Source organism: Micromonospora sp. NPDC004336 (assembly GCF_053602615.1).
In genome coordinates this window covers 1-12,930 of sequence record NZ_JBSGDY010000018.1, presented here as the reverse complement: position 1 = coordinate 12,930, position 12,930 = coordinate 1, and the positions used below count along the sequence as shown (strand labels likewise).

The following is a 12,930-nucleotide window of genomic DNA, read 5'->3' as shown; positions in this document are numbered from 1 at the left end:
CGGCGGAAGGGCGCCCTCGACGCGGGAGCCGTACCCGCGTTCCCCCTCCGCCGCCGCGTCGGGGCGGCTACTCGGTGCGCAGGGCGACGGCGGTGCGGGTACGGGCGGCCCAACCGGCCGGCAGGAGCGCGCCGGCGACGGCGATGAGCAGGCCGCCGAGACCGAGGAGCAGCAGCGTGGTCGGCCGGTGGACGTCGGTGACGGAGGCGGGCAGATTGATGCCGGCGCGGTGGCCCATCGCGGGGATGACCGCCCGGTGCACGGCGATGCCGGCCGCGACCCCGATCGCGCCGCCGGCCAGCCCGGTCACGGCCACCGACGCGACGACCATCGCGACGGTCTGCCGGGGTGTCATGCCCAGCGCCTTGTGGATACCGAGGTCGCGGACCCGTTCGCGGGTGTCGAGCACGACCATGTTCAGCACGCCCATGGCGGCGACCGCGACCAGCATCAGGGTGAGCAGGGCGGCCAACGCGTCGAGGAGCACGATGGTGCCGTTGCTGCCCGTGGGCCCTTCCGGCGCCGCCGTGAAGCCCGAGGTCGCCAGCGCCTCGTTCAGGCCGGCGACGTACCCGGTCACGTCGGCGCCGTCGGCCAGGCGGATGTGGTAGCTCGCGGCGGTCAGGTTCGGCTTCGTGGCGGCGAACGTCGCGGCGTCGGCGAACATCAGCAGGTTGTTGGTCGGGTGGAACACCTCGCCGACGATCCGGACCGACACCGCCCTGCCGTGGTCGGTCACCACGACGCTGTCGCCGATCCGGGTGCCGGTCGCGGTCAGGAACGTGCTGGGCACCGCCGCCTCCCCGGGGCGCGCGAACCACCGGCCGGAGACGATCTCGTAGCCGCCCCAGGAGGCGTCGCCGGTGAAGGCGTCGAGGCGGGCGAAGCCGGTCGTCCCGGCGACGGCGACCTGGGTGGTGGCGACGCTGTAGTAGCCGCCCGTCCCGGGTTGCGCCTCGATCGCCGCGGCGATCGTCGCGGCCTCGTCGGCGCTCAACGCGCGCGGCCCGGCGTTGGGGGCAGGTGCGGTTCCGGGCGGCGGCGCGAAGGTGTCGATGACGACGTCGGCGGCGGCGTGGTCCTTGGCGGTCTGCACCCGGTCCAGTGAGGCCGCCGCGCCGACGGCGAAGGTGACCGTGGTGGCGCCGAACGTGATCGCGGCGAGCACCGCGGCGGCGCGGCCGGGCCGGGCGAACGGGTGGGCCAGTCCGAGGCTGACCGGTCGCGGCAGCGGGAGTCGGGCGGTCAACCGGGCGGCCCACTGCCCACGGCCGGGACGGGGCGTACGCCCGACGGCGATCGCGTCGACGGTGCGGAGCCGGCCGGCCCGCAGCGCCGCGACCCACGCGGTCAGCGCCACCATGCCCAGCGCGCCGACGACCACGACGGCGTCGACCCACCAGGTGACGCCGGTGTCGGTCGTGCCGTAGAGCTGGTCGGTGTCGGCCAGCACCGGGACGGCCAGGAGATTCCCGGCCAGGACCCCGGCCGCGACACCCGCCGCGGCCGGAACGAGCGCCTGGGCCACGTACGCCCGCACGACCTGCGCGGGGGTGAACCCGACGGCCTTGAGGATGCCGATCCGTCGCGTCGCGGTGCCGACGGCGCCGGCGATCACGGTGCCGACGACGAGCACGGACATCACCAGCCCCAGTGCCCCGAACGCGACCAGGAACGGCACGAACAGCGCGATCTCGCGCTCGTTGGCGTCCTTGACGGTGAGCCACGACTGCGCGCCGACCAGCGCCTGCGGTCCGACGACCGCGACCACCGCCGCCCGGCCCCGGTCGACGTGCGCGGCGGTGTCCGCCTCGGCGAAGCGGTAGAGCATCTGGTGGCCGCCGGCCGCGCCGGGCGCGGTCAACGTGGCGACGTCGGACGGCGACACCCAGGCGTCGGCGGTACGGCTGACCGACCGGGCGACGCCGACCACCGTCAGCGTCGGCTGCCCCGGCAGGTCAGGGAAGCGCAGGGCGGTGTCCAGCGGGGACGCCGCGGCAGGATGGTCGGCGGAGAGCACGATCTGGCCGGGGCCGCTGACCCAGCGTCCCTGGCTCAGCGGCACCCGGTCGACGGCCCCGTCGGGCGTCGCGCGCCCGACGACCGTCAGCGGCGGCAGGTCGATCCCGGCGGCGTCGCGCGGCGTGGCGGTCACGGTCGGGAACGGGCCGGCGGACGCGACGACGCCGTCGGCCCGCGCGGAGGCGGCCAGCCGCGCGGCCGTCGTCTCGTCGGCGTCGAACCGCGCCGCGAGGTGCGCGCCGTCCTGCTGGGCGAACGCGCGGTCGAACGGCCCCGTGGAGGCGGCCACCAGTGACCCGCCGAGCACCGACGCGGTCACCGCCATCATCGTGGCCAGCCCGATCACCACGGTCTGCACCCGTCGGCGTGTCACGCCCGAGCGCACCACGCGGCCCGTCGCGCTCATCGGGCCCGCCCCGCCGCGACGGCTCGGGTGTCGTCGGCGACGACCCGGCCGTCGACGAGCCGGATCGTGCGGGTCGCGCACGCCTGCGCCAGGGCGAGGTCGTGGGTGACCAGCACGATGGTCTGGCCGCCGGCGTGCAGGTCGTTGAGCAGCCGCCTGACCTCCGCGCCGGAGGCGGTGTCCAGCGCGCCGGTCGGCTCGTCGGCCAGCAACAGCGCCGGCCGGTTCATCAGCGCCCTGGCCACCGCCACGCGTTGCCGTTCGCCGCCGGAGAGCCGGCCGGGATAGGCGGCGGCGTGCCGGGCGACGCCGAGCGAGTCCAGCAACTGCCCGGCGCGGCGGCGGGCCGCGCCGCGCGCCGTGCCGGAGAGCTGCGCGGGCAGGACGACGTTGTCGATGACGGTCAGGTCGTCGAGCAGGTTGAAGAACTGGAACACCATGCCGATCTTGTCGCGTCGGTAGCGGGCCGAGCCGGCCTCGCTGAGCTTGTCGACGCGTACGCCGTCCACCGTCACGGTGCCGCCGCTGGGCCGGTCCAGGCCCGCGATCAGGTTGAGCAGGGTGGACTTGCCGCTGCCGGACGGCCCGAGGATGGCGACGGCCTCGCCGGGCGCGATGCTCAGCGTCGTGTCGTGCAGCGCCGGCGGCCCCTCGTCGTACCGGCGCGTCACGCTGCGCAGCTCGATGGCTGGCACGGTCATCGTCGTCCCCCTCGGCGTGCTGTCTTCGCTGGTGGACGACGCTAGGCGCGGGCGGTGGCCGGACGCGTCGGCCCGGTGGGCGATCTTCGGCGGCCCGGCAGGGACGAGGGGGACCGGCGTCATCCTTGCGGCCTACGCTTCCGGCGTGAGCCCGATGGATCTTCAGACCGATGCCGTCGGCCTCGGGACGCGGCCAGAATGAGCCGGGTGACCGACGCGGCGACGACGACGCATCCGCGGCCGTGGCCGGGCCGGCTGCTGCGGCCGTCGGGTCCGTTGCCCCGGCCCGCCCGGCGCAGCCTCGTCCTCGACGCGATCCTCGCGCTCGGCCTCGCCCTCGTCGCGATCCAGGCCGGCTACGGCGTCCCCTTCCCCGCTCCGGCCGGCGACGTCGCGGTGCCGCACCGGCCGGACCCTCCGCAACCGCCCGTGTCGTCGGGGCCGGCGGAGACCGTCGAGACGTTCGCTCCGGCGCTGGCCCAACACCACCTCGTCTGGGCGGTCGTCATGCTGATCGTCGCGGCGCCACTGGCGGTACGGCGCCGTTATCCGTTGGCGGCGCTGTGGATCGTCATCGGCACGGCCGCGGCGGTGGCCGTGGTGACCGACGACCGGGCCACGCTGCGGTTCTCGTTCTATGCCTGCGTCCTCGCCGCGTACAGCGCCGCGGTCTACAGCCCGTACCGGCTGCCCGCGCTGGCGAGCCAGGCCGCGGCGGCCCTGCTGTACGGCAGGCTCCAGTCGTCGTCGCCACTGCCCACCGTCTCCTCCGACGCCGTACCGTTCCTGGTGCTGATCCCCATCGCCATCGCGACGGACGGACTGCGCAGGTGGCGACGCCGGGCGGAGGAGGAACGCGCGCGGACGGCCGCGCTGCGACGCGAACGGCGGGAGGCGCTACGCCGCGCCGCCGAACAGGAACGCGCCCGCATCGCGCGGGAACTGCACGACGTGGTGACCCACAACGTGAGCATGATGGTCATCCAGGCCGGCGCCGCCCGCCGGGTGATGGCCGCCGACCAGGAGCAGGCCCGCGAGGCGTTGCTCGCGGTCGAGGCCGGCGGCCGGGCGGCGATGTCCGAGCTGCGCCACGTGATGGGGCTGCTGACGATGAGCGCCGACGGCCCCGACCCGGCCGGCGCCGCCGACCTCGCGCCGCAACCCGGCCTCGATGGGCTGGACGCACTCGTCGCCGGCGTACGGGCCGGCGGCGTGCCGGTCGAGCTGCGCGTGACCGGGCGGCCGGGTGCCGTGCCGTCGGGGATCCAGCTGGCGGCCTACCGGGTGGTGCAGGAGGCGCTGACGAACGTCGTCAAGCACGCGCCGGGCGCGTCCGCGACCGTCGTCGTCGACCAGCACGCCGGGCACCTGCGCGTGGAGGTGGTCGACACCGGCGGCGCGGAGCGGGCGCCAGCGGCGACGGGCAGCGGACGCGGGCTGGTCGGGCTCCGGGAACGGCTCGCCGTCTACGGTGGAACCCTGCACAGCGGGCCGTGTCCCACCGGCGGCTACCGCGTCCACGCGCAGATCCCCCTGGAGGCCTCGTGACCCCGCCGTTGCGCGTCGTGATCGCCGACGATCAGGCGTTGGTCCGGGCCGGCTTCCGGATGATCCTGAACAGCGACGGCATCGACGTGGTCGCCGAGGTCACCAACGGCAGCGAGGCGGTCGACGCCGTCGGGCGCACCCGCCCCGACGTGGTCCTCATGGACGTCCGGATGCCCGAACTCGACGGCCTGGAGGCCACCCGGCGCATCCTCTCCGCCGCCGCCACCGACCGGCCGAGCGTGATCATGCTGACCACCTTCGACCTCGACGAGTACGTGTACGCGGCGCTGGCCGCCGGCGCCAGCGGATTCCTCCTCAAGGACGTCAGCCCCGAACACCTGCTCGCCGCCGTCCGGCTGGTCCGCACCGGCGACGCGCTCCTCGCTCCCGCGATCACCCGCCGCCTCGTCGAGCGGTTCGCCCGCCGGCATCACGGCGGGACGACCACGACCCCGCACGACCTGGCCGCCCTGACCGCACGCGAGCTCGAGGTGCTGCGCCTGCTGGCCGAGGGTCTCAACAACGCCGAGGTCGCCGGTCGACTCACCGTCTCCGAGGCGACGGTGAAGACCCACGTGGCCCACATCCTCGCCAAACTCGGGCTCCGCGACCGCGTCCAGGCAGTCGTCCTCGCCTATCGGACGGGGCTGGTCGGCCCGGCGGCGTCGCCCTAGCCCCGCCGGTCGTGGTCGAGGCACGCGGCGGTCGGAGGCCGAGCGGAGGGCAGGGGCGCGGGAGCGTCGGGCGGCGTCAGTCGGGCAGGTCGGCGATCCGCGTCGATATCGTGCGCAGCACCGCTAGTTCGTCCGGACTCAGGTGGTCGAGGAAGCGCGCCCGTACGGAGACGACGTGGTGCGGGGCGGCTTCGGCCAGCACCCTGAAGCCGTCGTCGGTCAGGCGCAGGATGCAGCCGCGCGCGTCCTGCGGATCGGGCTCCTTGTCGACCAGGCCCCGCGCCTGCATGCGGGTGGCGTGGTGGGACAGCCGGCTGCGTGACCACTCCATCTTGGCGGCGAGGTCCTTGAGCGCCCACCGCCGGTTCGGCTTCTCCGACAGCGTGCTCAGCACCTCGTAGTCGGCCGGCGACAGCCCCGAGTCGCGGGCCAGGTCCCGGCTGAACCGGGCCGGCAGCGCGATCAGCATGCGCCGGAACGCACGCCACGCGTGTTCCTCGTCCTCACTCAACCATGCGGTGTTCACCCGGTCACTCTAACGCTCATTGACACGTCACAGAAGCCTCGTCTAAAGTATGTGACATGTCATCGAACGCATCGACCGCGCCACTGAACGTGCTCGTCATCGTCGCAAGCACCCGCCCCGGACGACTCGGGCCGGCCATCGCCGACTGGTTCGCCCAGGCGACCCTCCCGGCAGCCGCGACCGCCGGGGTCACCCTCGACGTCGCGGACCTCGCCGACATCGGGCTGCCGCTGCTCGACGAGCCCGAGCACCCCTCCAGCGGCGTCTACGCACACGAGCACACCCGTGCGTGGAGCCGACGCGTCGCCGCGGCCGACGCCTTCGTCGTGGTGACCCCCGAGTACAACTTCGGCATGCCGGCGACGTTGAAGAACGCCTTCGACTTCCTCTACCACGAGTGGGCGTGGAAGCCGGTGGCGTTCGTCAGCTACGGCAACACCTCGGCCGGCACCCGCGCCGTGCAGATGGCCAAGCAGGTCGTCACCACCCTGAAGATGATGCCCATCGGCGCCACCGTCGCCCTGCGCCTCGCCGACAGCGTCCAGGACGGGCAGGTGCTGCGGTCCGACAGGCTCGACGACACCGCCCGCGGCGTGCTGTCCGAGCTGGCCCGGGTGGCCACGGCGATGCGGCCCCTGCGCGCCGCGCCCGACAGCGCAGCCGCCGTGACGACCGGGCCGGTCGACGGGCTCAGGCTGGCCGCGGCCCAGCCCGACGACCTCGCCGAGCTGCTCGTGCTCCAGCGGTGCTGCTGGGTGCAGGAGGCCCTCGCCAACGACACCCTCGACCTGCCGCCGCTGCGGGAGACGCTCGACGAGCTGCGCGAGTCGCTGTCGACCTGGCAGGTGTGGTGCGTACGCCGGCACGGGCGCCTCGTGGCGGCGGTCCGCGCCCGGGTGCACGAGGGCGCGTGGCTGATCGGCCGCCTCATGGTGGCCCCCGACCAGGCCGGGCAGGGCATCGGCGGCTGGCTCCTCTCCCACGTCGAGCAGCAGGCCCCCGGGGAGACCACGCGGTACGAACTGTTCACCGGCGAGGGCAGCACCGACAACATCAAGCGGTACCAGCGCGCCGGCTACGCCCTCGCCAACGACGAGAGCACCCCGCAGGGCAGCGTCCGCCTGACCAAGCGGCGGCAGCCGGCCGGCGACGCCGGGTGACGCGGCGGAGTGGGTGACCGGGCGGCGGCCGGGCTGACCGGCACGGGTCACGACACGCGGGACCGGGCGGGCGGACGACCGAGCGTCGTCGGTCCGCCCGAGCCGTCGCCGGGCGGGGCGCAGACCCGCCTCGGTCGGGCCCACGCACGGGTCGGCCCGGTGCGGTGGCGCCCGCGCCGGGTGGGTGCGCCGCCGCCGTACCCTGCCCGCCGGGCGGGTCGACGCGGACCGGCAGGGGCGGGCAGGATGCGGGCATGACGACTATGTCGGACGGCGTACTGGCGGACCTCGGGCTGGTGGGCGTCGCCGGGCCCCGGCTGGTCGGAGACCCACAGCCGGCGGTGCTGGCGTCGCCGCTCGCGGTCGCCGACTGCGCGATCGGGTCCGTGGCCGCCTGTCTCGCGGCCGCCGCCGATCTGGCTCTCGTGCGCACCGGCCGCCGGCCCGACATCGCACTCGACACGGACCACGTGGCGGCGGCGATGCGCAGCGAGGTCTGGCTTCGCGACGCGGACGGGCGGGGAATCGACGGCTTCGCTCCGCTGTCCCGACTGTGGCGGGCCGCAGACGGTTGGGTACGCACGCACGCGAACTACCCGTGGCACCGGGCGGCCCTGCTGGCGGCTCTCGGCGTCGACGACGACCGGGACGCCGCCGTCCAGGGGCGGGTGGCCAACGCGATCGCCGCACGGCCGGCGGTGGAGGTCGAGCGCGACGTGTACGCCGCGGGCGGGCTGGCCGTGGCGGCTCGCACCCGGGCCCGGTGGCGGGCGGACGGCCAGTCCGGTGCGACGGTGACGTCTCCACTCGTGGGCATGGCGCCGCTCGGCCGTGGGTCCCTGCCGCTTGGCGGACCGGGGCCGCTTCCGGCGTCGGGAGTGCGGGTGCTCGACCTGACACGGGTCATCGCCGGCCCGGTCGGCACCCGCATGCTGGGCGCGCTCGGCGCCGACGTGCTACGCCTCGACGATCCGCGCCGCCCGGAGTTGCCGCTGCACGCCGTCGACGGAGTGATCGGCAAGGCGAGCGCCGCTCTGGACGCCAGCACGGAGAGCGGCCGTCAGGTGCTGCATCGCCTCCTCGACCAGGCCGATGTCCTCGTCACCGGCTACCGGCCCGGAGCGCTGCGCCGTCTCGGCCTGGAGCCCGACCAGGTTGCCGACCGGCACCCCGGCACCGTCGTCGTCATGCTCTCGGCCTGGGGAACGGAGGGAACCTGGGGCGCCCGGCGCGGTTTCGACAGCCTGGTGCAGGTCGCCACCGGCATCGGCTGGGCCACGAGCACGGATGGCAGCAGACCCGGCGCGCTGCCGTGCCAGTTGCTCGACCACGCCACCGGCTACCTCGTCGCCGCCGGCGCACTGGCCGCGCTGGGCCGACGCGCCCGCACCGGCGAGGCCACCCATGTCTCCGTGTCCCTCGCCCGGACGGCACAGTGGCTGCTCGACCAGGAGGGCACGCCGGCCGGGCCCGGCGCGGACGACGACCCGAAGCGCAGCGCCGACACCTACCGGACGGCCCTCGGTAACGGGTGGAGCGCGATCAGCCCACCGGGCCGGCTCGACGGCCACCCGCTGAGCTGGCCTCACCTGCCGCCCGCCTACGCACAATCCCCGCCCGTGTGGAGCTGAACGCCCGCCGCGATCGTCGCGCGAGGCTGGTCCCGCTGCTGGGGGCGGTGGCCGTGATCGGGGCCGGCGCGGCCACGGGCGCCCTCTTCGGCTACGGGTTCACGTTCGCCTGGGTCGTGCACTTCGCGCTGATGGCCTGGATCACCGGATGGATGCGGCAGGCGCAGCCCGCGCTCTCGGGCGGCTACTGGCGGGCTCGCCCCTGGGAGCCCGCTCTGCACCGACGGCTCGGCGTCTGGTGGTACGCCCGCCTGCTACGCCGACTGGGCTGGGAACGGGTCGTCCGCGGCCAGCGCTCCTTCGACGGCAGCCGCTCCGGTCTCGCGGCGCTGGCGCGCGACACCCGGCGTTCCGAGTTCGCCCACCTGGTGCTCGCCTCGATCGGGCTGGGACTGGCCGGGGCCGCCCTGCTGTCGGGGGCCCGGGGCGCGGCGGGCTGGCTCGCGGTACTCACCGTGTTGTTGCACGTCTACCCGGTCCTGCTCCAGCGGGCGGTGCGGGCCCGGGTCGAGCGGGTCGCCACCGCCGCCGAGCGGGTCTGACGGCGCGTGGACCAGGTCGTACGCCCGCGACCACTCGTCGTCGACGCGGCACCGGTGCCGGTGGCCCGGATCCCGGTGGTCGTCGTGGCCGCACGCGAGGCGGGGGCCGTCACCGCAGGAGCGGGGCGAGACCGTCGAGGAGGCGCTGGAGGCCGAACTCGAAGAGTGTGTCCAGGTTCCAGACCCCGTCGTCGGCGGCGATGAAGCGGGCCAGCAGCGGGAGCCGCCCGTCGGCCAGGACCGCGCCGATGCGTCCTTCCTGGGCCTCCAACCACTGGGCGTCGGTCAGGCCGCTGTCCTGCTCGGCCTGCGCCTCCTCGGCCCGGTTCACCGCCGTGCCGCGCACGTGGTTGGCCACCGTGACCGCCGCCGTGAACTGTGCGTTCAGGTCGAGCCCGCGTCCGTCCAGGGCCCGCATCATCCATTCGGTGTGGACCATCGCGTGCGGGGCCGGCAGCGGCCGGGTGAAGGAGACCGCCTGGGCCAGCCAGGTGTGCCGACGGTACATCGCCCAGTGCAGCCGGGCGATGGCCTCGAGGCAGGCCCGCCAGCCGTCGCGCTCCGGGGTGAGGGCCGGGGGCGGATTGTTGGCCATGACCTTGTCGATCATGAACATCACCAGCTCGTCCCGGTCGGCCACGTACCGGTAGATCGCCATCGTCGGGATGCCGAGCTGACCGGCGAGCCGGCGCATCGACAGGCCGTGCAGCCCCTCGGCGTCGGCGGTGGCCACGGCGGTGGCGACCACCTGCGCACGGTCCGGGCCGGGTGCTCTACCCGCACCGGCGGCGGCCACCACGGTGCCGACGCCCCGCACGGGCTCGACGAGACCTCGCTCGCGCAGGGTCGCCAGGACCTTCGTCGCGGTCGCCATCGCCACCCCGTACTCGGCTATGAGCTGCCTCGTCGACGGGATCCTCGTCCCCGGAGGGAACTCGCCGGACGCGATCCGGTCGGCGAGATCGGCGGCGATCCGGCGGTACGGCGGTTCCTCCACAGCGACCTCCCGTGCACTAGTGCAGTGACGATACCCCGAGAGCGAATACGGGGGACAGCCTCACTGTTGCCCCGAATAGTGCACTCGTACGGTGTACAGCATGACTGATTTCGCGCAGCTGGATCCGCCGCGTAGGACCGCCCACCACGACGACGCCCGGATCAACGTCGTGGACGCGTTGCGCGGGATCGCGCTGCTGTTCATCCTGCTGGCCAACGTGTGGTATTTCAGCTCCGGATTCGAGTTCCACCTGGTCGACGATCCGGCGCACGGCACGGTCGACCGGCTGGTCGCGGGTGCGGCGGAACTGCTGTTCGCGATGAAGGCGTACCTGCTGTTCTCATTCCTGTTCGGCTACAGCTTCACCCTGCAACTCGACTCGGCGGCCCGACGTGGGGTGGCCTTCGGCCCGTCGTTCCTGCGCCGACTGTCCGGGCTGTTCGTGCTCGGGGCGCTGCACGCGGTGCTGCTGTACCACGGCGACATCCTCACCACGTACGCGTTGCTCGGTCTCGTGCTGCTCGCCGTTCGGCGGACCGAACCGCGCGGCGCCCTGCTCGCAGCGGCGGTCATCGTGGGCGTGGTCGCGACGGTGATCGGTCTGGCGGCGGTCCTCGGCGCCACGGTGGTCCCGGACGAGGCCGCCGCGGTCGCCGCCGGCGCGCGTTCGACGGAGGCCCTACGCGGCGGGCTCGGTGATGTCGTCCTGGAACACCTGCGCTCGTTGCCGGCGATGCTCGGCGCACTCGCCGTGCAGGGGCCGTTGGCCTTCGCCGCGTTCCTGGTCGGCCTCGCCGCCGGCAGGCACCGGATGCTCGCCGCCGTGCCCAGCCACGAGAACCTGCTGCGCGGATGCGAGCGGGTCGGCTATCCGGTCGGTCTCGCCGGCGCCGCCGTGTTCGCGGTCGGCGGCGGATCGGCGAGCATGACCGGGCTGATGGTCAGCGCCGTCACCGCGCCGTTCCTCGCCGCGGCCTACGCCGCGACCCTGCTGCGCCTGTTCGCCCGGCGACCGCGCGTCGCGGACGCCTTGGCGCCCGCCGGACGCATGGCGTTGACGAACTATCTGGGCCAGTCACTCCTCTGCGTGCTCGTGTTCACCGGCGTCGGGCTGGGCCTGGCCGGCCACACCTCGCCGGCGCAGACGCTGCTGATCGCACTGGCGATCTTCGCGGTGCAGGTGGCGACCAGCGCGTGGTGGATGCGGCGGTTCCGGTACGGCCCCGTCGAGTGGGTGTTGCGCGCATGGACCCACCGCCGCTGGCCCGACCTGCGGCGATAGCCACTCCGGCCGCCGAGCGGGTCGACGGGCCCGGCCGCGCGCCGCGTGGCCGGGCTCGTCGTGCGGTCACGGTGCTGGAGACCCGCGTCGGCCCCCGGTACGAGCACCGTTCGGTCCTGCCCGAAGAGTTCGCGTCGGGGCCCACCTGGACCGCCGGCTTTTCGTAGGGTCAGGGCGACGCGCGGCGGCGCGGGGAGGGCGCACGTTCCGAGCCGCAGGTCGGGACCGGGCCCGTGGCCGGTCGGAGCCGCACCGGACGCAGGTCGTCCCCGGGTGATCGTGGTCGCTCCGGCACCGCGCCCCGTCCGCCGGGCGTCACCGTTCCCGACCCGAGTCAGGGAGGCCTGTCAGTGCTGACGGTCATCAGAACCGCGGATACACCGGCAGCCGAGCGACGCGAACGTTGGCGGTCCATCGTCTGCGACACCCTCGGCCCGCTGGACATGCGGATCAGCCCGGACGTGCCGTTGCACGGCGAGATCACGACCGGCCGGCTGAGCGACGTGGGCGTGGCCAACGTCCGCACCAGCACGCCCCACGGCGTCCACCGGACTCCCGGCCTCATCCGCAAGGGTGACGCGGACCTGTACCGGCTGGTGCTGCCGATCAGCGGTCACCCGCGCCTGGCCCAGGACGGCCGGGAGGTGGTGCTCTCCCCCGACACGTTCGGCGTCTACGACTTCAGCCGCCCGTACGACCTGGTCTACACCGACGCGGTGGAGCTGGCGGTGTTCGGGTTTCCGCGCGGGCTGCTCCCGGTCCCGCCGGGCGCGGTGGACAGGCTGACGGCGACGGCGATTCCCACCACCGGGGTCGGCGGGCTGCTCGCTCCGATGCTGGGCCGCGTCGCCCGGGAGATCGGCCAGTACGATCCGGCCACCGCGGCGCGGCTGGCGCCGATCATGCTCGACCTGCTGGGCACCGCGCTCGCCGAGCACGCCGGGCGCCCCGGCCCGGCCGAGTCGTCGGAGCAGACGCTGCTGTTCCGGGTGGAAGCCTTCATCGAGCAGCACCTGCGGGACCCCGACCTCACGCCGGCGACGATCGCCGCGGCGCACCACGTCTCGCTACGCCAGTTGCAGCGGCTGTTCGCCGCGGAGCAGACCTCGGTCAGCGCCTGGATCCGCCGGCGGCGCCTCGAGCGCTGCCGCAGGGACCTCGCCGATCCGGCGCGGAGCGGCCTGACGGTCGGCGCCGTCGGGGCCCGCTGGGGGCTGCCCGACGCCGCGCACTTCAGCCGGCTGTTCCGGACCGCCTTCGGCGTGCCGCCCGTCGACTACCGGCGCATGTCGCTCACGTCTGCCGCCGCCGGGGGGGTCAGCCCGGCGGTCGACCGGCGGCGGGGGCGAGCACCTGCGGCGTCCAGCGCGGGTCCGGTCCGTCGTCGAAGGTCAGCGCGACGGTCCGGTCGGGCATCGTCCGGCTGGCCGGCCGGTCCCGG

At 74.7% G+C, this 12,930-nt stretch carries 11 protein-coding genes and 1 pseudogene; 7 read left to right on the top strand and 5 right to left on the bottom strand.

Annotation, left to right across the window (positions count from 1 at the left end):
• Positions 1-67 precede the first annotated feature (67 nt).
• Both ACWENR_RS06665 and ACWENR_RS06660 read right to left on the bottom strand, forming a co-directional pair.
• Positions 68-2,395 (bottom strand): FtsX-like permease family protein, encoded by a 2,328-nt coding sequence (locus ACWENR_RS06665; RefSeq protein WP_452276063.1) that lies wholly within the window; start codon positions 2,393-2,395, stop codon positions 68-70.
• A 29-nt stretch (positions 2,396-2,424) separates the two neighbouring features.
• Positions 2,425-3,129: an ABC transporter ATP-binding protein gene (locus ACWENR_RS06660; protein ID WP_452276062.1), complete on the bottom strand. Its 705-nt coding sequence runs from the start codon at positions 3,127-3,129 to the stop codon at positions 2,425-2,427.
• A 207-nt stretch (positions 3,130-3,336) separates the two neighbouring features.
• Between ACWENR_RS06660 and ACWENR_RS06655 the strand changes: the two genes are divergently transcribed.
• Both ACWENR_RS06655 and ACWENR_RS06650 read left to right on the top strand, forming a co-directional pair.
• Positions 3,337-4,677, top strand: a complete 1,341-nt coding sequence (locus tag ACWENR_RS06655) for a sensor histidine kinase (protein ID WP_452276061.1) — start codon at positions 3,337-3,339, stop codon at positions 4,675-4,677.
• Positions 4,674-5,351 carry a response regulator gene (locus ACWENR_RS06650; protein WP_452276060.1) on the top strand — a complete coding sequence of 226 codons (678 nt, stop codon included), beginning with the start codon at positions 4,674-4,676 and terminating at the stop codon, positions 5,349-5,351. Before ACWENR_RS06655 ends, ACWENR_RS06650 begins: the two co-directional genes overlap by 4 nt.
• Before the next feature lie 76 nt (positions 5,352-5,427).
• Here the strand turns inward: ACWENR_RS06650 and ACWENR_RS06645 are convergent, their stop codons facing one another.
• Positions 5,428-5,820, bottom strand: a complete 393-nt coding sequence (locus ACWENR_RS06645; RefSeq protein ID WP_452276106.1) for a MarR family winged helix-turn-helix transcriptional regulator — start codon at positions 5,818-5,820, stop codon at positions 5,428-5,430.
• Positions 5,821-5,933: 113 nt separating this feature from the next.
• Between ACWENR_RS06645 and ACWENR_RS06640 the strand changes: the two genes are divergently transcribed.
• The 3 genes from ACWENR_RS06640 to ACWENR_RS06630 all read left to right on the top strand — a co-directional run bounded on the left by ACWENR_RS06640 (position 5,934) and on the right by ACWENR_RS06630 (position 9,210).
• Entirely contained in the window at positions 5,934-7,037 is a 1,104-nt protein-coding gene (locus ACWENR_RS06640; protein WP_452276059.1) for a GNAT family N-acetyltransferase, read from the top strand.
• A gap of 254 nt (positions 7,038-7,291) precedes the next feature.
• On the top strand, positions 7,292-8,668 hold the full coding sequence (locus ACWENR_RS06635; protein ID WP_452276058.1) for a CoA transferase: 1,377 nt from the start codon (positions 7,292-7,294) through the stop codon (positions 8,666-8,668).
• Complete coding sequence (locus tag ACWENR_RS06630; protein ID WP_452276057.1) at positions 8,659-9,210, top strand: glycosyl-4,4'-diaponeurosporenoate acyltransferase CrtO family protein; 552 nt, start codon at positions 8,659-8,661, stop codon at positions 9,208-9,210. The genes ACWENR_RS06635 and ACWENR_RS06630 overlap by 10 nt, the downstream gene beginning before the upstream one ends.
• A 109-nt stretch (positions 9,211-9,319) precedes the next feature.
• On the opposite strand, the gene ACWENR_RS06625 is transcribed toward ACWENR_RS06630, so the two are convergent.
• Positions 9,320-10,207: a TetR/AcrR family transcriptional regulator C-terminal domain-containing protein gene (locus ACWENR_RS06625; protein ID WP_452276056.1), complete on the bottom strand. Its 888-nt coding sequence runs from the start codon at positions 10,205-10,207 to the stop codon at positions 9,320-9,322.
• 100 nt (positions 10,208-10,307) lie between these two features.
• Here ACWENR_RS06625 and ACWENR_RS06620 point away from each other — a divergent pair, with 100 nt between their 5' ends.
• Positions 10,308-11,489, top strand: coding sequence for a DUF418 domain-containing protein (locus tag ACWENR_RS06620; protein ID WP_452276055.1), 1,182 nt, complete (start codon positions 10,308-10,310; stop codon positions 11,487-11,489).
• Positions 11,490-11,932: 443 nt separating this feature from the next.
• Positions 11,933-12,715 (top strand): annotated as a pseudogene (locus ACWENR_RS06615) (AraC-like ligand-binding domain-containing protein); the annotation flags it as partial.
• Positions 12,716-12,806: 91 nt separating this feature from the next.
• Here ACWENR_RS06615 and ACWENR_RS06610 read toward each other — a convergent pair.
• Positions 12,807-12,905 (bottom strand): hypothetical protein, encoded by a 99-nt coding sequence (locus ACWENR_RS06610; protein ID WP_452276105.1) that lies wholly within the window; start codon positions 12,903-12,905, stop codon positions 12,807-12,809.
• Positions 12,906-12,930: the final 25 nt, after the last annotated feature.

Excerpts from the sequence above, each read along its gene's own strand:
- ACWENR_RS06645 (WP_452276106.1), bottom strand. The coding sequence starts at position 5,820 with ATGCTGATCGCGCTGCCGGCCCGGTTCAGCCGGGACCTGGCCCGCGAC.
- ACWENR_RS06635 (WP_452276058.1), top strand. The coding sequence starts at position 7,292 with ATGACGACTATGTCGGACGGCGTACTGGCGGACCTCGGGCTGGTGGGC.
- ACWENR_RS06610 (WP_452276105.1), bottom strand. The coding sequence starts at position 12,905 with ATGCCCGACCGGACCGTCGCGCTGACCTTCGACGACGGACCGGACCCG.
- ACWENR_RS06620 (WP_452276055.1), top strand. The coding sequence starts at position 10,308 with ATGACTGATTTCGCGCAGCTGGATCCGCCGCGTAGGACCGCCCACCAC.
- ACWENR_RS06640 (WP_452276059.1), top strand. The coding sequence starts at position 5,934 with ATGTCATCGAACGCATCGACCGCGCCACTGAACGTGCTCGTCATCGTC.
- ACWENR_RS06660 (WP_452276062.1), bottom strand. The coding sequence starts at position 3,129 with ATGACCGTGCCAGCCATCGAGCTGCGCAGCGTGACGCGCCGGTACGAC.